Annotated in this window: 17 protein-coding genes; 11 read left to right on the top strand and 6 right to left on the bottom strand. The window is 68.8% G+C overall.

The features are described from left to right. Positions 1-54 precede the first annotated feature (54 nt). Positions 55-750, top strand: coding sequence for an esterase (locus ACZ5IQ_RS18535; RefSeq protein WP_212813834.1), 696 nt, complete (start codon positions 55-57; stop codon positions 748-750). A gap of 55 nt (positions 751-805) precedes the next feature. On the opposite strand, the gene ACZ5IQ_RS18530 is transcribed toward ACZ5IQ_RS18535, so the two are convergent. Further along, a complete protein-coding gene (locus tag ACZ5IQ_RS18530) occupies positions 806-2,101 on the bottom strand; it encodes an outer membrane protein assembly factor BamB family protein (protein WP_464480077.1) in 1,296 nt (431 codons plus the stop codon). 64 nt (positions 2,102-2,165) lie between these two features. Between ACZ5IQ_RS18530 and ACZ5IQ_RS18525 the strand changes: the two genes are divergently transcribed. Then, positions 2,166-2,903 carry an acyltransferase gene (locus ACZ5IQ_RS18525; protein ID WP_020103137.1) on the top strand — a complete coding sequence of 246 codons (738 nt, stop codon included), beginning with the start codon at positions 2,166-2,168 and terminating at the stop codon, positions 2,901-2,903. Between the two features lies 1 nt (position 2,904). Here the strand turns inward: ACZ5IQ_RS18525 and ACZ5IQ_RS18520 are convergent, their stop codons facing one another. From ACZ5IQ_RS18520 to ACZ5IQ_RS18505, 4 genes are all read right to left on the bottom strand, one after another. Further along, on the bottom strand, positions 2,905-4,407 hold the full coding sequence (locus tag ACZ5IQ_RS18520; protein ID WP_464480076.1) for a multicopper oxidase family protein: 1,503 nt from the start codon (positions 4,405-4,407) through the stop codon (positions 2,905-2,907). A 119-nt stretch (positions 4,408-4,526) separates the two neighbouring features. Further along, on the bottom strand, positions 4,527-5,756 hold the full coding sequence (locus ACZ5IQ_RS18515; RefSeq protein ID WP_212813840.1) for a glycosyltransferase family 4 protein: 1,230 nt from the start codon (positions 5,754-5,756) through the stop codon (positions 4,527-4,529). Positions 5,757-5,816: 60 nt separating this feature from the next. Next, positions 5,817-7,349, bottom strand: coding sequence for a 1,4-alpha-glucan branching protein domain-containing protein (locus ACZ5IQ_RS18510; protein WP_212814748.1), 1,533 nt, complete (start codon positions 7,347-7,349; stop codon positions 5,817-5,819). Between the two features lie 29 nt (positions 7,350-7,378). Then, positions 7,379-8,185 carry a class I SAM-dependent methyltransferase gene (locus tag ACZ5IQ_RS18505; RefSeq protein ID WP_244872856.1) on the bottom strand — a complete coding sequence of 269 codons (807 nt, stop codon included), beginning with the start codon at positions 8,183-8,185 and terminating at the stop codon, positions 7,379-7,381. A gap of 264 nt (positions 8,186-8,449) precedes the next feature. On the opposite strand from ACZ5IQ_RS18505, the gene ACZ5IQ_RS18500 reads away from it, so the two are divergent. The 8 genes from ACZ5IQ_RS18500 to ACZ5IQ_RS18465 all read left to right on the top strand — a co-directional run bounded on the left by ACZ5IQ_RS18500 (position 8,450) and on the right by ACZ5IQ_RS18465 (position 16,810). Further along, a complete protein-coding gene (locus tag ACZ5IQ_RS18500) occupies positions 8,450-9,250 on the top strand; it encodes an electron transfer flavoprotein subunit beta/FixA family protein (protein ID WP_212813842.1) in 801 nt (266 codons plus the stop codon). Between the two features lie 46 nt (positions 9,251-9,296). Continuing rightward, positions 9,297-10,253, top strand: a complete 957-nt coding sequence (locus ACZ5IQ_RS18495) for an electron transfer flavoprotein subunit alpha/FixB family protein (protein WP_135356585.1) — start codon at positions 9,297-9,299, stop codon at positions 10,251-10,253. 104 nt (positions 10,254-10,357) lie between these two features. Then, positions 10,358-13,147 (top strand): helix-turn-helix transcriptional regulator, encoded by a 2,790-nt coding sequence (locus tag ACZ5IQ_RS18490; protein ID WP_212813844.1) that lies wholly within the window; start codon positions 10,358-10,360, stop codon positions 13,145-13,147. Positions 13,148-13,244: 97 nt separating this feature from the next. Further along, the gene (locus ACZ5IQ_RS18485) at positions 13,245-14,135 is read left to right on the top strand and encodes a hypothetical protein (protein ID WP_212813847.1); all 891 of its coding nucleotides are present in this window, start codon (positions 13,245-13,247) and stop codon (positions 14,133-14,135) included. Between the two features lie 64 nt (positions 14,136-14,199). After that, on the top strand, positions 14,200-14,598 hold the full coding sequence (locus tag ACZ5IQ_RS18480; protein WP_212813849.1) for a cupin domain-containing protein: 399 nt from the start codon (positions 14,200-14,202) through the stop codon (positions 14,596-14,598). Further along, entirely contained in the window at positions 14,595-15,254 is a 660-nt protein-coding gene (locus tag ACZ5IQ_RS18475; protein WP_212813851.1) for a nitroreductase, read from the top strand. Before ACZ5IQ_RS18480 ends, ACZ5IQ_RS18475 begins: the two co-directional genes overlap by 4 nt. Positions 15,255-15,350: 96 nt before the next feature. Beyond that, entirely contained in the window at positions 15,351-16,094 is a 744-nt protein-coding gene (locus ACZ5IQ_RS18470) for an SDR family oxidoreductase (protein WP_212813853.1), read from the top strand. Next, on the top strand, positions 16,091-16,810 hold the full coding sequence (locus ACZ5IQ_RS18465) for an SDR family NAD(P)-dependent oxidoreductase (RefSeq protein ID WP_212813855.1): 720 nt from the start codon (positions 16,091-16,093) through the stop codon (positions 16,808-16,810). The genes ACZ5IQ_RS18470 and ACZ5IQ_RS18465 overlap by 4 nt, the downstream gene beginning before the upstream one ends. Before the next feature lie 64 nt (positions 16,811-16,874). Here the strand turns inward: ACZ5IQ_RS18465 and ACZ5IQ_RS18460 are convergent, their stop codons facing one another. Beyond that, on the bottom strand, positions 16,875-17,789 hold the full coding sequence (locus tag ACZ5IQ_RS18460) for an MBL fold metallo-hydrolase (protein ID WP_244872857.1): 915 nt from the start codon (positions 17,787-17,789) through the stop codon (positions 16,875-16,877). A 211-nt stretch (positions 17,790-18,000) separates the two neighbouring features. Between ACZ5IQ_RS18460 and ACZ5IQ_RS18455 the strand changes: the two genes are divergently transcribed. Further along, positions 18,001-18,549 (top strand): sigma-70 family RNA polymerase sigma factor, encoded by a 549-nt coding sequence (locus tag ACZ5IQ_RS18455; protein WP_244872858.1) that lies wholly within the window; start codon positions 18,001-18,003, stop codon positions 18,547-18,549. The last annotated feature ends 58 nt before the right edge of the window (positions 18,550-18,607 follow it).

Below are 18,607 nucleotides of genomic sequence, written 5' to 3'. Positions count from 1 at the left end.
GCTGGAACCGGCGGCGACTTGCCGCCATTTCTTGATCCCTGGAGGATTCACCAGATGCGCCTTCCCGCACTCGCCGCAGTGATCGCTGCAACAGGGGCGGTCGGTTGGCTCGGCATGCCTCTTGCGGCCGCGACCCCGGCGAAATGCCCGGAGCTGGGCGGCGTCGTCGACGGCTCACGGATGTGTCAGATTCGCGACACCACCCGCGGCTACGCGCTCAACATCAGCTATCCCATCGACTACCCGGATCAGCAGGCCGTGGTCGACTACATCACGCAGACCCGCGACGGGTACGTCAACGTCGCGAAGATGCCCGGACCGCACGAGACCTCGTACGAGCTGGACACCACCGCGACGCAGTACACCGCGGCGATCCCGCCCCGGAACACCCAGTCGGTCGTGTTCAAGACGTTCCAGGATGTCGGCGGTGCGCATCCGCAGACCTTCTACAAGACGTTCACGTGGGACCTGGTCCAGCGCAGGCCGATCACCATCGACAATCTGTTCGTACCTGGCGCACAACCTTTTCCGGTGATCCTGCCGCTGGTTCAGGGCGAACTGATCCGCCAGTCAGCGCAGCCGGTGCTGATGCCGCCGGCCGCCGGGCTGGATCCGGAGACCTACCAGAACTTCGCGATCACCAACGACTCGCTGATCTTCTTCTTCAGCCAGGGACAGGTGCTACCGGAATCCGCCGGCGCGGTGCAGGTGACGGTGCCGCGAGCGCCTATCGAGTCCATGCTCGCCTAGGGATTTGTGCACGATTTTCCGCGCCGGCCGCGGAAAATCGTGCACAAATCCCTGATCAGGCTGGGGCGAACGCGTAGACCTGGCCGTTGCTCGTCGCGGTGATGACGCGCTTGTCGTGCCCGACGGACACCCCGACCGGCCAGCCCGTGGCGCCCGGCAGCGGATAGCTGTTCACGGTGTGGCCGTCGGCGGGGGAGAAGACGACCAACGCCTGGCCGGCCTGGCCGTCCCGGACCACCACGTACCCGACGTCGGTGCCGGCGCGCGTGGCCGTCGTCAGCGGCTCGACGTCGCTGCGCGTCCACGCCACCTCACCCTTGTCGCCCTTGTCCTTGACCGCGGTGAGCTTGGTCTGCGGCCCGCCGCCGGCGACCACCAGACCGTCCGGCGTCACCGACGGCGGCGTCTGCGGCTGGAAGCCGAGGTTGACCGACCACTTGGCCTTGCCGTCGGCGGAATTCACCGCCCAGAGGTGCTGGTCGCGGCCGTTGACGTAGACGGTCTTGCCGTCGGCCGACAGCACCGGGCTGGCGATGGGGCCGCCTCCGACCGCGGTGCTGCTCCATTCGCGGGTCAGCAGCGGCGTCTGACCCTCGTGGTAGCGCAGCCCGACGAGGGCCGGGGCATCGGTGCCCGGCTGCCACAGGCCCAGGACGACCATGTCGGTGTCAGGGGAGTAGGCGGGCGCCGCCGAGATGGGGCAGGCCGCTCTGGCGGGCTGGCAGTCGGCCAGGCCGCGCGCCGAGTCGGCGGGGTCGACGCCGCTGACGAGGTCCAGCGGGGCGCCGATGGTCTGGCCGCGGTGCGCGTCGAACACCAGCACCTGGCCCAGATGCGTCACCACGAGGAGCTGACCGGGCGACAGGATGCGCGGTGTCGTCGGCATCCCGATCACGGGCTGGCGCCAGCGGATCCACTGCGTCGGCGGGAACGACATGATCGCGCCGGGCTGGCCGACGTACATGTTGTCGAAGCCGTCGAACAGGGGACTGGACATGCCGCCGCCCTGCCACAGCCGGGTGCACCAGCGCTGGCGGCCGTGCTGGTCGCTTTCCCACACCATCAGGGAGCAACCGTTGGCCGACTGCGCGTTGATGGCCAGATAGCTGCCGGAGCCGAGGATCACCTGCGCGCCGATGTTTCCCTTGGCCGAGCGGGCCCAGTCCTGCTTCAGGCTGCTTGCCCCGGCCAGCGCGGTGTAGCTGCTGTTGGCGGCGTCGCCGTACTGCGCGGGCCAGCCGTCCGAGGGGTGTGCCTTGACCCAGGAGTCGGTGTTGCCGCACCCGGCAACGGTCAGCGTGACCGCGGCAGCAGCAACGGTGGCGAGGCGGCGGATTCGGTGTGCAGGCATCGAGTCCCGAGACTAGTCCGAGACCGGCGAATGTCCGATTTCGCCTCGCGTAGGCTTTCCGGCCATGACGACGATGTGGGGCGCACCGATTCACAAACGATGGCGGGGTTCGCGGCTGCGCGATCCGCGGCAGGCGCGGTTCCTCACCCGTGAGTCGCTGAAGTGGGTGCTCGACAACAAGGCCTACACCCCGTGGTACCTGGTGCGGTACTTCCGGCTGCTCAAGTTCAAGCTGGCCAACCCGCACATCATCACGCGCGGCATGGTGTTCCTGGGCAAGGGCGTGGAGATCCAGTGCACGCCCGAGCTGGCGCAGATGGAGATCGGCCGCTGGGTCCACATCGGCGACAAGAACACCATCCGCTGCCACGAGGGCTCGCTGCGGTTCGGTGACAAGGTCGTGCTGGGACGCGACAACGTCATCAACACCTACCTGGACATCGAGATCGGCGAGTCGGCGCTCATGGCGGACTGGTGCTACGTCTGCGACTTCGACCACAAGATGGACAGCATGGAGCTGCCGATCAAGGACCAGGGCATCATCAAGGGCCCGGTGCGGATCGGGCCGGACACCTGGATCGCCGCCAAGGTGACCATCCTGCGCAACACCAGCATCGGCCGCGGCTGCGTGCTCGGCGCCCACGCGGTGGTCAAGGGCGAGATTCCGGACTTCTCCATCGCGGTCGGTGCCCCCGCCAAGGTGGTCAAGAACCGCAAGCTGGACTGGGAGACCTCGGCCGCCGAGCGCGAGGAACTCGCCCGGGCCCTGGCCGACATCGAGCGTAAGAAGAGCTCCCGGTAGCTCAGCTCATGTAGTCGAGCGTCGTCATCATGCCCGCCTCCTGGTGATAGGCGTTGTGGCAGTGCAGCATCCACTCACCGGGGTTGTCGGCGACGAGTGTGACGGTGAGCTTCTGCCTGGGCAGCACGATCAGCGTGTCCTTGCGCGGCCCGCGCCGGCCGTCGGCCTGCAGCACCTGGAACGTGTGCCCGTGCAGGTGCATCGGATGCCACATCGTCGTCGAGTTGGTGAAGGTCATGGTGGCGCGCTGTCCCTGTCGGACGGTCAGGGCCGTGCGGTTGTCGAAGCCCCGCCCGTTGATGCCCCAGTCGTACTTCATCATCGAGCCGGTGAGTTCCGCGGCCAGCGTGACGTCCGGTGTGATGGGACCGAGGTCGACGGCCGAGGTCGCCGTGAAGTCGGCGACGGTGCCGATCTTCCGGTTCAGCTCCGCGGGGCGGAACGCGGCGTCCGGCGCGGTGCCGGCGCCGGTGGACAGGATGGCGCGCGCGGCGCTGTCCTTGCCCTCGGCCACCGCCACCAACGGGAAGACGCCGTCGCCCGCGGTGACGACGACGTCGTAGCGCTCGCCCATACCCAGCAGCAGTGCGTCCACGTCCACCGGGTCAACGGGGAAGCCGTCGGTGTGCGTGACGGTCATGCGGTGCCCGGCCAGTGCCACCCGGAACGCGGTGTCGGCGCCGGCGTTGATGATGCGCAGCCGGATGCGCTGACCCGGCTTGGCATTGAAAACCGTTGGTGCGGCGGGAATCCGGCCGTTGGCGACGAAGTACGGGTACTTGACGTCGCCGGCGTCGCCGCCGAGCAGCGGGCTCGTCGCCATTCCCGCCATACCGGGCATGTCACCCATGCCACTCATGTCGTGGCCGCCCATGTGTCCCATGCCGGCCATCGCGCGCAGGCCGTCGTAGATCTGCTGGGGCGACTTACCGGCACCCGAGGTCCAGTCATCAAGGACCACAATCCATTCCGCGTCGTAGCGGCCGCGCTCCGCGGGATCGTCGATGACGACCGGCAGGTACAGCCCGTAGTCCGCGTCCAGACCGGTGTGCGGATGTGCCCAGTAGGTGCCGGCATGCGGGGCCGAGAACGCGTACGTGAAGTCGTTGCCGGGCTTGATGTTCGGCGTCGCGGGTGCCGCGCCGTCCATGTCGTTGCGCAGGGCGATGCCGTGCCAGTGCACCGACGTGTCATGGTCGAGCCCGTTGGACACGCGGACCGACAGCTCGTCGCCCACCGACGCGCGGATCAGCGGGCCGGGCACCTGATCGCCGTACGCGAGGGTCTGCACCGTGACACCGCCCAGGTCGACGGTGGCCGGCTGCGGGCGCAGCGCCACCGAGACGGTGCGCCCGGTGTGCGGGCGGGCAGCCTCGGCAGCGGCGATGGCCTTCTGGTCGATACCGCCGGCCGCGGCCGGCGTCTTGCTACACGCGGCGACGCCGGCGAGTGCGGATGCGCCCGTGACGGCGGAGGCGATCAGGAAACTACGGCGAGTGAACACCCTGCCGTTTGTACCCCCGGGGGGTATATGCGTCAAGGGTCGAAAGTCCGCAAGTCAGCACAAAACTGTCCCTCTTCCAGGGAAAAGGGACAGTTCTATGGATTTGCGGTGAAGAACTCTCAGCCGCGGTCGGGCAGCGGGCGCTCCACGATGGGACGACGCGCGTGCGGCAGTCGCTCGCCGCGCTTGGCGGCCAGGTAGACATCCGCGGTCTCGGCGGCCACGGTCTGCCACGAGAAGTCGTGGTTCAACCGGTCACGTGCGGCCAGGGCGCGCTGCTGCGCGCCCGCGGGGTCGTCGAGCACCTTGCGGACCGCGGACGCCAGCGCGCCGACGTTGCGCGGCGGGCAGGAGACGCCGGTCTTGCCGTTGATCACCGCTTCGCCGAGCCCGCCGACGTTCGACGTCACCAGCGGCGTCCCGGCCGCGGCGGCTTCCAGCGCCACGATGCCGAACGGCTCGTAGTGGCTCGGCAGGACTGCGGCGTCGGCCCGGTGCAGCAGCTCCAGTAGCCCTGAATGATCCACGCGGCCAACGAAATTCACGGCCTTCGTGACCTTGGCCTTGCGGGCTTCCTCGACCAGCCACTCGTACTGCGTGCCGTCACCGGCGACGGTCAGCGTGGTGCCGGGGTGGGTCCGCCGGATGCGCGGCAGCGCGGCGATGACGTCATGAACGCCCTTCTCGTACTCCAGCCGGCCGACGAACAGCAGCTCGGCCGGGCCGTCGTGCTTGCGGCGCATGGCGAACGGCCAGCCGGCGGTGTCGATGCCGTTGCAGATGACGCTCACGTCGGGCAGCTCGGGTCCGAACAGCTCGGTGATCTCCTCGCCCATGGACACCGAGCAGGTGATCAGCGAGTCGGACTCGTGCACGAGCCACGATTCCAGCGAGTGCACCTGGCGGCTCACCGGGCCGGAGAGCCAGCCGGAGTGCCGGCCGGCCTCGGTGGCGTGGATGGTGGAGACGAGTGGCACGTCGAAGAACTCGGCCAGCGTGACGGCGGGGTGGGCGACCAGCCAGTCGTGCGCGTGTACGACGTCCGGGGTCCAGTCGCGCAGGCTCAGTCCGGCGCGGATCATGGCGTGGCCCATGGCCAGGGTCCAGGCCATCATGTCGGTGCCGAAGGTGAACTCGTTCGGATCGAGGGCCGCCGAGATCACCCACACACCCTCGTGCACCTCGTTGGTGGTGGGGTGCGTGCTGGGGTCGGTGCCCGCGGGGCGACGACACAGCACCACGACCTCGTGGCCGACGGCCGCGAGCTCGACGGCCAGATGGTGGACGTGGCGTCCGAGGCCGCCGATCACCACGGGTGGGTACTCCCACGAGACCATGAGGATTTTCATCGTTGCCTTCTGCTCTTCGCGCAAGCGCTCATCGGTGCACTCGGCTCTTCGCGCAAGTGCTCATCGCGGCAACCTCCGCGCGTCCAGGGCGCCGAACAGTCCGTCGGCGCGGTTCCAACCTTCCGCGAGTTTCTGGGCCTGATCGCGTCGTCCAGACGCGAGGGCACCGGCGATCTCCCGGGTGGCGTGCGCGTGCAGGTGCGCGCGATAGCGAGCATATTCCGCCGCGGTGTCTTTGCTCACCATGAACGGCCAGTCGCTCGAGACGGTCAGCAGGGCTTCCCGCAGGATCTGGTCGGCCACGCGGTCACGTGCCGGGTACGCCGAATCCTGTGCGAGCACCTTGTCCACCGTGGTCAGCGCGGTATCCACGACCTCGGCGTTGAGCGTCACGAAGTCGGCGACCTGCTCGCCGGACCAGACCTGCCAGTCCTTGCCCGAACCCCAGGAACTGGGCGGCAGTTCGACGGGGGAGCCGACGAAGCCGCCCGCGATCGCGTCCGACAGGGTGCCGACCCGGACACCGGCGGCCGGCAGCGCGCGCAATACCCGGCCCAGCCACTCCGGTCCCTCGTGCCACCAGTGCCCGAACAGCTCGGTGTCGAAAGCGGCGACGACGTGGGCCGGGCGGCCGGTGCGCTCGGACTCCGAGAGCAGTCGGCGCCGCACGGTGTTCACGAAATCCGCGACGTGCGCGTCGATGGCGGCGGTGGCCCGTTCCGGTTCGTACGGCGCCTTGGACTCCGACGGGATGGTGCGTCCGGTGACGCGGGCCGGCTTGAGGCCGGTCAGGTGGTCGTAGGTGTGGAAGTCGCGGTAGGCCGGGTGCCCCGGGTAGCCGGACTTGGGCGACCACACGCGGTAACTGACCTGCAGGTCGCGACCGAAGGCGACGACGTCCGACTCGCCCACGGGACGGCCGAGCGCGGTGTCGCCGTGCAGCGACGGGCCGTCGACCATGAAGTGGGTGACGCCGGCGGCCGCGTAGCCGGTCTCCATGCCGGGGGCGTAGGCGCATTCGGGCGCCCAGATGCCGCCGGGGGTGTGCGCGAAGCGGGCGCCGGCGTCGGCCAGGCCCTCGCGCAGCGCGAACTCGCGCAGCCGGGGGTTGAGCAGCGGCTGGAACGGATGCGACAGCGGGCCGCCGAGCAGTTCGATGGTGCCCGCGCCGATGAGCTGCCGCAGCACCGGGCTGCCGCCGTGCTGCCAGTGATCGGCGAACTCGGCCAGTGCCGCACCGGCCTGCTGGTGCTCGTGAACACCGAAGGCGCGCAACGCTTCCGGCGAGTTGAAGGTCTCCGGGGCGCCGCCGCCGTCACGGACGGTCGTCGCCTCCAGCGCGCGCAGCTGCCAGTTGGACAGCCACTGCTGCATACCCGCCAGGCAGTACGGATCGTCGAGCTGAGCGGTGACGACGGGCGTCATGCCCAGCGTCAGCAGGTGACCGCGGCCTTCCTCCGCCAGCTCGCGCAGCACGCGCGTCAGGGGCAGATAGGCCGTCGCCCACGACTGGTACAGCCACTCCTCACCGACCGGCCAGCGGCCATGATGGGCCAGCCACGGCAGGTGCGTATGCAGCACCAGGGTGAACATCCCCGGTACTGGTGTGCTCGATGAATCACTCACGGCCGCACCGCGATTGCCACCAGGTCGAGGCTGTCGTCGATGTTCGGGCTGTTTGCGGCATCAGCTGCGAGCAGATCGAAGTCGTCGATGGTCACCGCGGCCACGTCGGCCAGCAGGTCCGCGGGCCAGGGTGCATCGGCCACGGCGCGGTCGATCTGGGCCTGGATGATGGAGCCGCCGTGCCGAGCGTCGAGCTCACGCAGTCCGGCGCCGTGATAGACGCCCAGCATGGCCTCCATGACGAAGCCCTGTTCGGTCAGCAGCTCGGTCATCTCGGCGGCGTTGAGTTCCCGGGTGTGGAACGGGTTCAGCGGGGTGTCGCTGCCGGGGGTGAAGGTGATCCGGTTCGGCGTCGACATCAGGAGGACGCCGCCCGGGCGCAGCACGCGCAGGCACTCGGCGACGAATTGTCCTTGGTCCCAAAGGTGTTCGATCACCTGGAAGTTGACCACGACGTCGACGGAGGCATCGGGGAGTGGCAGCGCGGCCAGGTTGCCGTGCAGCATCTCGACTCTCGGGTAGCGGGCGCGGATGTGCGCCACCGAGGACTCGTCGTAGTCGAGCCCGATCACCCGGCGCGCGACGTCGGCGATGAGGTCGGCGCCGTAGCCCTCGCCGGCACCGGCCTCCAGGACGTCGCGGTCGCGGCAGCGCTCGACCAGTCGCCGGTACACCACCTCGTGGCGCCGGAACCAGTAGTTCTCCTCGGCCAGGTCCGGGACGGTGCGCTCACCGGTCAGTGGCATCACTGGCACTGACTTTGCCGCGTGGCTGTCCGGCTGGGTTTCGGGAAAAGTGCTCATTAGATAGGCAGGCTAGCCCAGAGTGGTACCGCTGATCCCATGCCCGATCGGTTGGGCCGTCCCACCTGCTGGTTCTGCCATGTTGCCCAACCGCCTCGAGTGTGGTCAAGAAAACAAAAGGCGGCATCCTCGGGCCGCGTTCGACCAGCTATGGTGTTCCTGCGCCATGCCACATAAGTTACCGAGTAGTAACATGTTGGTCGTTGCGTTAATCGTGAATGCCAGGCCGACCGCCGGCCTCATCGAGGAGGACGAACCACACCCATGACGAACATCGTGGTCCTGATCAAACAGGTCCCTGACTATGAGTCGGAGCGCAAGCTCAACGACGGCGACTTCACCCTCGACCGCGAGTCCGCGGACGCGGTGCTCGACGAGATCAACGAGCGCGCCGTCGAGGCTGCGCTGCAGATCAAGGAGAAGGAAGAGGCCGCCGGCGGCGCCGGCACCGTCACCGTGCTGACCGTCGGACCGGAGCGGGCCACCGAGGCCATCCGCAAGGCTCTGTCCATGGGCGCCGACAACGCGGTGCACGTGAAGGACGACCAGCTCAAGGGTTCGGACATCGTCCAGACCGGTTGGACCCTGGCCCGCGCGCTGGGCACCATCGAGGGCGCCGAGCTGGTCATCGGTGGCAACGAGTCCACCGACGGTGTCGGTGGCGCGGTTCCGGCCGTCATCGCCGAGCTGCTGGGCCTGCCGCAGCTGACCTCGCTGCGCAGCATCTCCGTCGAGAACGGCAAGGTCACCGGCGAGCGTGAGACCGACGAGGGCGTCTTCGGCCTCGAGGCCACCCTGCCCGCCGTCGTGAGCGTCAACGAGCGCATCGGTGAAGCCCGCTTCCCGTCGTTCAAGGGCATCATGGCCGCCAAGAAGAAGCCGGTCACCGTGCTGACGCTGGCTGAGATCGGTGTCGAGGCCGACGAGGTCGGTGTCGCCAACGCCAGCAGCAAGGTGCTGTCGTCGACGCCGAAGCCGGCCAAGGCCGCGGGCGAGAAGATCGCCGACGAGGGCGAGGGCGGCAACAAGATCGCCGAGTACCTCGTTGGTCAGAAGCTGATCTAGCCCCCACCACACCGAAACTTCCAGAAAGACACAGAGGCAAATACGCATGGCTGAAGTACTTGTGCTCGTCGAGCACGCCGATGGTGCCCTCAAGAAGGTGAGCACCGAACTGATCACCGCTGCCCGTGTGCTCGGTGAGCCGTCGGCAGTTGTGGTGGGTGCCCCCGGCACCGCCGCGCCGCTGACCGACGCCCTCAAGGCCGCCGGTGCGGCCAAGATCTACGTCGCAGAGTCGGCTGACGCGGCGAACTACCTGGTCACCCCGACCGTCGACGTGCTGGAGGCTCTCGTCGAGTCCGCCGGCCCGGCCGCCGTGCTGACTGTCGCCAGCACCGAGGGCAAAGAGGTCGCCGGTCGTCTGGCCGCCCGCCTGGGTGCCGGCCTGCTGGTCGACGTCGTCGACGTCAAGGCCGGCGGCATCGCCGTCCACAGCATCTTCGGTGGCGCTTACACCGTCGAGGCGCAGGCCAACGACGTGCTCCCGGTGATCGCTGTCCGTCCGGGTTCCGTCGAGGCCGCCCCGGCCGACGGCGCCGGTGAGGTCGTCAACGTCGAGGTTCCGGCCCAGGCCGAGAACGCCACCAAGATCACCTCGCGCGAGCCGGCCGTCGCCGGTGACCGTCCGGAGCTCACCGAGGCCAGCGTCGTGGTCGCCGGTGGCCGTGGTGTCGGCAGCGCCGACAACTTCGCGGTCGTCGAGGCCCTGGCCGACTCGCTCGGCGGTGCTGTCGGTGCTTCGCGTGCCGCGGTCGACTCGGGCTACTACGGCGGTCAGTTCCAGGTCGGCCAGACCGGTAAGACCGTTGCCCCGCAGCTGTACATCGCCCTCGGTATCTCGGGCGCCATCCAGCACCGCGCCGGCATGCAGACGTCCAAGACCATCGTCGCGGTCAACAAGGACGAAGAGGCCCCGATCTTCGAGATCGCCGACCTCGGCATCGTGGGTGACCTGTTCCAGGTCGCCCCGCAGCTGACCGACGCCATCAAGGCTCGCAAGGGCTGATTTTTCTCTGCGTGAGCAGAAGCGAAGGTGCCCCAAAACTTCGGTTTTGGGGCACCTTTGTGTCTGGGCAGGACTGCTGACAGCAACCAGAAACGGTGGTGCCGATGGCGAGCCAGGATCGCGCGCCGGTCTTGCGTGGCCGCGACAGAGAGATCACGACGCTGCGCGGCCTGTTGTCGGCCGCGCGCTCGGGCAGCAGTCAGGTCCTCGTCCTGCGCGGCGAGGCGGGGGTCGGGAAGACTGCGCTGCTGCGGCATACGGTGGACGCTGCCGACGGATTCCGCTGTATTCAGGTGACGGGCGTCGAGTCCGATATGGAGCTGGCGTACGCGGGCCTGCAGCAGCTGTGCGCGCCGCTGATGCAGCACCTCGACGAATTGCCGACGCCGCAGCGCGGGGCATTGGACGTGGCCTTCGGCCGCGGCGCCGGGGCGGCGCCGGACCGTTTCCTGGTGGGCCTCGCGGTGCTGAGCCTGTTGGCCGCCGCGACGGCGGACCAGCCGCTGTTGTGTGTGGTCGACGACGCGCAGTGGCTCGATCAGGTATCGCTGCAGACCCTTGCCTTCGTGGCGCGCCGCTTCCTCGCCGAGCCCGTTGTGCTGTTGTTCGCGGCCCGTGACGCCGGAGCAGAGGCGCTGGGGCCGCTGCCGGAGCTGACGGTCACCGGGCTGTCCGATGCCGACGCCCGCGACCTGCTCGACTCGGTGCTGTTGGGTCGGGTCGACGAACGGGTGCGCGACCGTGTGGTCGCCGAGACGCGGGGAATCCCGTTGGCGCTCCTCGAGGTTCCCCGCAGTGTTTCTGCCGCCGAGCTCGCCGGTGGCTTCTGGAACATGGGCACCGGGCGCAGTGTGACGCGGCAGGTCGAGGACGGCTACCGGCGTCGCGTCGAGGCGCTGCCACCGGCGGCCCAGCAACTGTTGTTTCTCGCCGCCGCCGACTCGGTTGGGGATGCGGCGCTGTTCCAGCGGGCCGCAACGATTTTGGGACTGTCCGTCAGCGCGCTGGCGCCGGCCGAGGCGGCCGGACTCATCGAGTTCGGCGCGCGTGTGCGTTTCGGCCATCCGTTGATGCGGTCGGCTGTCTACCGTGCGGCCGATGTGAACGCGCGCCGATCGGTACATCGGGCGCTGGCCGAGGCCACCGACCCGCGGCAGGATCCGGACCGCCGCGCGTGGCATTTCGCGCACGCGGCGGCGGGGCCCGACGACGCAGTGGCCGCGGATCTGGAGCGATCCGCCGGACGGGCGCAGAGCAAGGGCGGCGTCGCCGCGGCCGCGGCCTTCCTGGAACGTGCGACGGTGCTCACCGCGGACCCGGCCTTGCGTGCGGCACGCGCGCTCGCGGCGGCACAGGCCAAGCGCGACGCGGCGGCACCGGCTGCGGCGTATGAGCTCCTGGCGATCGCCGAACTCGGGCCACTGACGGATCTGCAACGGGCGCAAGTGGATCGGTTGCGGGCGGAGATGCAGTTCGCCCGCAGTCGCGGCGGCGGGCCCGGCGTGCCGCCGCTCAGCGACGCCGTGCAGAAGCTGCTCGCCGCGGCACGCGACCTCGAGAGGCTCGACGCCGGGCTGGCCCACGAGACATACCTCGAGGCGCTCGCCGCGGCGATGTATGCGGGCCGGCTCGGTGGGACGGACATGGTGGTGCAGGTGGCCGAGGCCGCGGGCGCGGCGCTCGGAGATGCGGCCGCGTTGCATCGGCCGGTGGACCTGCTGCTGAGCGGGGTGGCGAGCCGGATCGTCACCGGCGGTGGTGCCGAACAGATGCGCGCCGCGCTGGAGCTCATGTGCCGGCACGCACAGGACGCCGACGGTCAGTTCCTGCGGTGGATGCCGTTGGGCCTGGCCATCATTCAGGAGTCGGCCGTCGGCGAGATTTGGGATGACGGCATCCACCGGCTGCTGGCCACCGCCGCGATACGCCAGGCGCGCGACGCCGGCGCCTTGGCCGTACTTCCGCCCGCACTCGCGTTCGGGGCCGGCGTTCATCTGCTCGCAGGCGAATTCGACACGGCGGCAGCACTTATCGCCGAGGCCGCCGTCATCTCGGCGGCGACCGACTACGCCCCGTTGCGGTACCACTCGCTGTCGTTGGCGGCGTTTCGCGGGGTCGCGGTCGACGCCGTGGGCCTCATCGAGTCCGCCGCGGCCGACGCGGCGGCCCGCGGCGAAGGCCGGGTACTCGGGGTCACGGGGTTTCTTTCGGCTGTCGTCTACAACGGACTCGGGCGCTACGCCGAAGCGTTCGCGGCGGCCAGGAACTGTTGCCAGTTCGACGATCTGGGCTTCTACTGCTGGGGTCTGATCGAGCTCGTCGAAGCGGCGACGCGCATCGGCGACGAGGAAACCGGGCAGTGGGCTGCGCAGCAGCTGGCCGGACGTGCGGGTACCAGCGGCACCGACTGGGGGCTGGGGGCGTTCGCGTACGCGCGCGCCCTGGTGGCCGACGACGAAGACGCCGACGTCCGGTACGCCGAGGCCATCGAACGACTCGGGCGTACCGGCGTCGTGTTCCTGCTGGCCCGGGCCCATCTGTGTTACGGGGAATGGCTGCGCCGCATGAACCGGCGCGTGGCGGCGCGGGAGCACCTCGGCGCGGCATTCGAGATGTTCAACCGGATGGGAGCCGAGGCGTTCGCGGAGCGCACGCGACGCGAGCTGATCGCCGCCGGGAAGAAGGTCCGCAAAGAGCCGGTCAGTTCGGGTGACGAGCTGACGACGCAAGAGGCCCAGATCGCCGAACTTGCCGCCGCCGGTCTGACCAACCAGGAGATCGGTGCCCAGCTGTTCATCAGCACGCACACCGTCGAATGGCACCTGCGCAAGGTCTTCGTCAAGCTCGGCATCACGTCGCGGCGGCAGTTGCGCACGCTGTTCCCCGCCGGCTGACTCGCGCCACAGACCACGAACTGTCAAGGGTCCGGCGCGGTCCGCCATCGGCCATGCTGATCGCGTTCCGCGAAAACCCTTGACATGAAAGAGTTCTGTGTCCCGCATCCTGTTGCAGACGACGATCACCGAGTGCGCCGACGATTGGGACGTCAGCCGGTTCTCGATGGTCGCGGACGAACTGAGAGCGTGCGGTCACCACGTGACCGCACGCAATCGGTCATGTCTCACCGACGACCCGGTACTGGCCCGTCTGGACGAGCTCGATTTCGACCAGCTGTGGCTGCTGGCGGTCGACGTCGGCGACGGTCTGACGGCCGCCGACGCCGACGGCATCCGCCGGTTCCGCGAGCGCGGCGGCGGGGTGCTCACCGCGCGCGATCACCAGGACCTGGGGTGCTGCCTGAACCGCCTCGGAATCCTGGGCGTGGTCAACGAATTCCACGACGAGACCGTCGACCCTCGCGAGCTGTGCGACGACCAGGACAATCCGCACATCTCGTGGCCCAACTACCACTCCGGTGCCAACGGCGACTACCAGCCGGTGTTGGTCGACGGCGAGCCACACGAACTGCTGAGAACGAACCACACCGCCAGCGGGCACATCGAATGGTTCCCCGCGCATCCGCATGAGGGCATGGTGACTGCGAAAGGTCCGTACGCCCAGGCAATCGCGAGGGGCCGCAGTACCGCGACCGGCCGGCACTTCAACCTCGCCGTCGTGGTCGACGGTGAACGATGTCCGGCCGGGCGGCCGATGGGCCGCGTGGTCGCCGAGTCCACCTTCCACCACTTCGCCGATTACAACTGGGACCTCGCCGCGGGGGCACCGTCGTTCGTGTCCGATCTTCCCGGCACACAGATCAAGGACGACCCGTCGCGGCTGGCGGTCTTCAAGGACTACGTCGCCAATATCGCCCGGTGGCTCCACCCGGTTTCGACTACGGAGTTCCAAGGGTCCCACCAGGCCGCATCGCGACGAAGCTGAATACCGAGCGTCCTGCCTGTCGGCATTCCGATCGGTCAGGCCTGGATTCAACTGAGGAGCAACAATGTTCGATAGTGCCGACCTGATGAAGGCGATCACCACCATCCAGACCGTGACGCCGCCGTTCATCCCGGCCGACGCCCACGTGATGACGTCGATCATCGAGTGGCCGGCGGGGAGCGCGGGCGCTCCGCCGCATCGTCATCCCGGTGGACCGTCGTTCGGTTATGTCTTGGAAGGCGAGATGCTCTTCGAGTTGGAGGGTGAAGCGCCGCGGGTGATCAAAGCGGGGGAGGCATTCTGGGAGCCGGGTGGCGACGTCATCCACTACTCGGACGCCAACAACCGCACCGACGTCCGGCTGCGCTTTCTCGTGACGATGATCTGCACGCCCGGCGTGCCGATGCTCGTCGTCGTCGATGACGACGAACTCGAAACCCGCAAGGACCGGCGAGTCCGATGACGACCGGGTTCGGCGACATCGTCCGGTCGCGCCGGTCCGCACGGATGTTCCTGCCGGACAAGCCGGTTCCGCGGGAGCTGCTCGACGAGGCGTTGGAGCTGGCGATCCGGGCACCGTCGAACTCCAACACCCAGCCGTGGCACGTCTACCTCGTCACCGGGGAACGGCGCGCACGATTGGTCGAGGCGCTGCTCGCGGCCGTCGATACGACGCCGCCTGAGGTGGGCTCGGCCGGTCTGCCGCCCCGGTTCGCGCATCTGCGCCGCGAGAGCGGTGCCCTGGTGTACGGCGCGATGGGCATCGAACGCGGCGACGCGGCGGGCCGCTGGGCGGCGCAGCGGCGCAATTGGGAATTCTTCCGGGCGCCCGTCGCCGGGGTGGTGTGCATGCACCGCGATTTCGGCTCGGTCGACGCGATGGGTGTCGGGATGTTCCTGCAGACGCTGATGCTGGCATTGACCGAGCGGGGCCTCGGCAGCTGTGTCCAGGTGTCGATCAGCTTGTATCCCGAGGTGCTGCGTGCGCAGCTCGGCATTCCCGAGGAACTCACGATCCTGTGCGGCATCTCGATCGGCTACGCCGACCCGGCGTTTCCGGCGAACCACCTTGACACGCCGCGCAATCCGATCGGCGACAACGTGGTGTTCCTGGACTGACCGCCGGCGGACTACGGACTTTCCGGGGTTCGCGGGCCTGCGGCGACTGCGAGTGTGGAAGCCGCACAACCGAAACAATTCGAAAGGGTGTGTCTGATGAAGATCACTGTGATGGGTGCCAGCGGCCAGATCGGTTCGAAGGTCGTGGCCCTGCTTAACGAGGCCGGTCACCAGACCGTGGCGGCTTCTCGGGACTCAGGTGCCGATGTCCTCACCGGCGCGGGCCTGACCGAGGCCCTCGCCGGCTCCGACGTGCTGGTCGACGTCGTCAACTCGCCGGACTTCTCCGACGGCCCGGTACTGGACTTCTTCACCCGGTCGGCGACCAACTTGGTGGCCGCCGCGAAGGAGACCGGCGTCGGCCACTACGTGGCACTGTCCATCGTCGGCTGCGACGGTCTGCCCGACAGCGGCTACATGCGGGCCAAGGTCGCCCAGGAGCGCATCATCACCGAGTCGGGGCTGCCCTACACGATCGTGCGGGCCACCCAGTTCCATGAGTTCGCCGACGCGATCACCGCATCGCTGACCGTCGACGGCGAAGTGCGGGTGCCCGAGGGCCTCATCCAGCCGATCGCCGGCGCCGACGTCGCCGCCGAAGTGGCCCGCGTCGCCCAGGACGCACCCGCCAACGGGATCGTGAACATCGGCGGGCCGGACAAACTGACGTTCGCGGGCCTGGCCAAACTGGCGCTGGCCCACCGCGGTGAGAGCCTGCCGATCGTCGTCGACCCGGCAGCCACCTACTTCGGCACCAAGGTCGGCGACACCGGTTTGGTCACCAGCGGCGATGCCATCATCTCGGACCTGCACCTGGCGGACTGGCTGGCGGCCCGGTGACAGAGCTGACCGGGCTGACCGCGCTCGTGACGGGCGGGACGGCCGGCATCGGGTTCGAGACCGCGCGCCTGCTGGCGGCCGAAGGTGCGACGGTGATCATCACCGGACGCTCCGCCGACCGTGGCGCCGCGGCGGCCGCCGAACTCGGGGTGCGGTTCATCCCCGCGGACCTGGCCGACCTGGAATCAGTGAAAAGCCTTGCCCGCCAATGCGGTGATGTCGACATCGTGGTCAACAACGCCGCCAGCTTCCCGGGTGCACTGACCGTGGAGCAGGACGTGGCGACCTTCGAGTCCACCTTCGACACCAACGTGCGCGGCGCTTATTTCCTGGTGGCGGCTCTGGTCCCTGGCATGCTGCGCCGGGGCCGGGGGAGCATCGTCAATGTCACGTCCATGGTCGCGTTCAAGGGCGTGCCGGGGGCATCCAGTTACAGCGCGTCCAAGGCTGCGCTGGAATCGTTGACCCGCACGTGGGCAACAGAATTCGGGCCGCACGGTGTGCGTGTCAACAGCGTGGCTCCCGGGCCGACGGCGACGCCGGGGGTGGCTGCCGAATGGGGCGACACCAACGACGAACTGGGGCGCATGCTGCCGCTGGGCCGGACGGCACAGCCGGCCGAGATCGCGCAGGCGGTGCTGTTCCTGGCGTCGCCACGGTCGAGCTTCGTCACCGGGTCGACGCTGCATGCCGATGGCGGCGGCGCGGCTGCCTGACCGCCCGCCTCACCGAAAACGGCCCCCGGACAACAGGTCCGGGGGCCGTTCTCGTGCTCAGCGGTCAGTAGTCCCAGGTCGCGGGCACGCACCGGAAAGCGTCGCCGACGGCCGCCACGTGGCACACCGACGGGAACGGCAGGTGCGTGGCGACGAGGGCCTCGCCGGTGGCCGCGATCTCGCGCAGCAGGCGGATGCGGACGCGGGCCGCCTCCTCGGGGTCGTGCTCGAAGCCGTTCTGCCACTCCGGATTATCGAAGCCGGGGGCGAACACGGCGTCGCCGGCGAAGGTCAGCTTCTCGCCGCGCGATTCGAGGCGGACCACGCTGTGCCCGGGCGTGTGACCACCCGTACGCGAGACGAGCACGCCCGGCGCGACCTCGTAGTCCGTCTCGAACGTCCGCAATTGGCCGCTGTAGTCGGTCAGGAACTGCGTGGCCGAGCGCCGCAGCACGTCGGGGATCGGCTGCGGCATGACCGTCCGGGAGAAGTCGGGTGCCGCCCAGAACTCGGCCTCGGCGGTGGCCGCATGCACGCGCAGGTCCGGCCGGAACCGTTCCTTCACGCCCTCGGTGATCAGTCCGCCGACGTGGTCCATGTGCATGTGGGTCAGCACGACGTCGGTCACCGAGGCGAGATCGACACCAGCTGCCTCCAGCCGCTGGACCGTCTGTCCGGCGCGCGGGAAGTCCGGGAACTCCAGCCCGAGTCCGGCGTCGACCAGGATCGTCTGGTCGCCGCTGCGGACCACCACGATGTTCAGCGGCCAGTCGACGATCTCGGGCGGCAGGAAGTTGTCGTCCAGCCACCCCGTCAGTTCGGCGGGCGGGACATTGGTGCCCAGCGTCGACGCCGTGATCGGCAGTACGCCGTCGCTGATGACCAGTACCTCGATATCGCCGACCGGCACCGCGTAACGCGACGGAACCAACTCGTCGAGCCCCGTCTGACCGAGGTGGGAAATGTTGTCCAAGCTCACGTTGTCTCCTTCTGGCACACATTCGGCAGCGTCATGGATTTGACCCTGTGCGGGGTTGAACGCGGGCCGGCGCGCGAAGTCATCCATCGCAGGGCGCACCACGGATTCCGGTACCGACCACGAACTTTCAATGGTTCGCCACAGGCGCTTTCCGGCGAGTCTGAGTTCGGCGGCGCACCCTGCGCGGTCACAGGCGAGGGGAGTTTCGATCGTGACGGCAGCGCCGGTGCCGGACGCTGACCTTGCGGCCCGGTTTGTCGCGGATGCCGTGCCGTTGCTCGACGCCCTCGGCCGCGGCGCCCGCCGGCTGACACGCTGCGAAGCCGACGCCGAAGATCTCTTGCAGGACACCTTGTTACACGCGTATCAGGGGTTCGGGTCGTTTCAGCAGGGCACCAATCTCAACGCTTGGCTTTTCCGCATCTTGCACAATCGGTGGGTCAGCAGACATCGCCATCGGGCGTCGCGCCCACCGGAGGTGCCGCTGGAGGCGATCACCGCGGCCGGCCACGAACAGTCGACTGCCCGCCGTTCGGCAGAGGTCGAGCTGCTCGACCTCATGGCCGACGGAGATGTCGAGGCCGCGTTCGGGGAGCTGTCCGAAGGCGCGCGGACCGCGCTGTTCTATGTGGAGGTTCAGGGCTACACCTACGCCGAGACCGCCGGGCTCATGGGAGTGCCCATGGGCACGGTGATGTCGCGGGTCTCCCGCGGCCGGCGGCAGCTGCGCGTTGCGCTGGCACACCGGGACAGTGCCTGAAACCCTTGTCAGAAGCGGCTCCTCATCGCGGCATCATGCGCCGAATGCAATGGACCGT

The organism is Mycobacterium toneyamaense (genome assembly GCF_055384815.1).
This window is presented reverse-complemented; position numbering and strand designations above follow the sequence as displayed.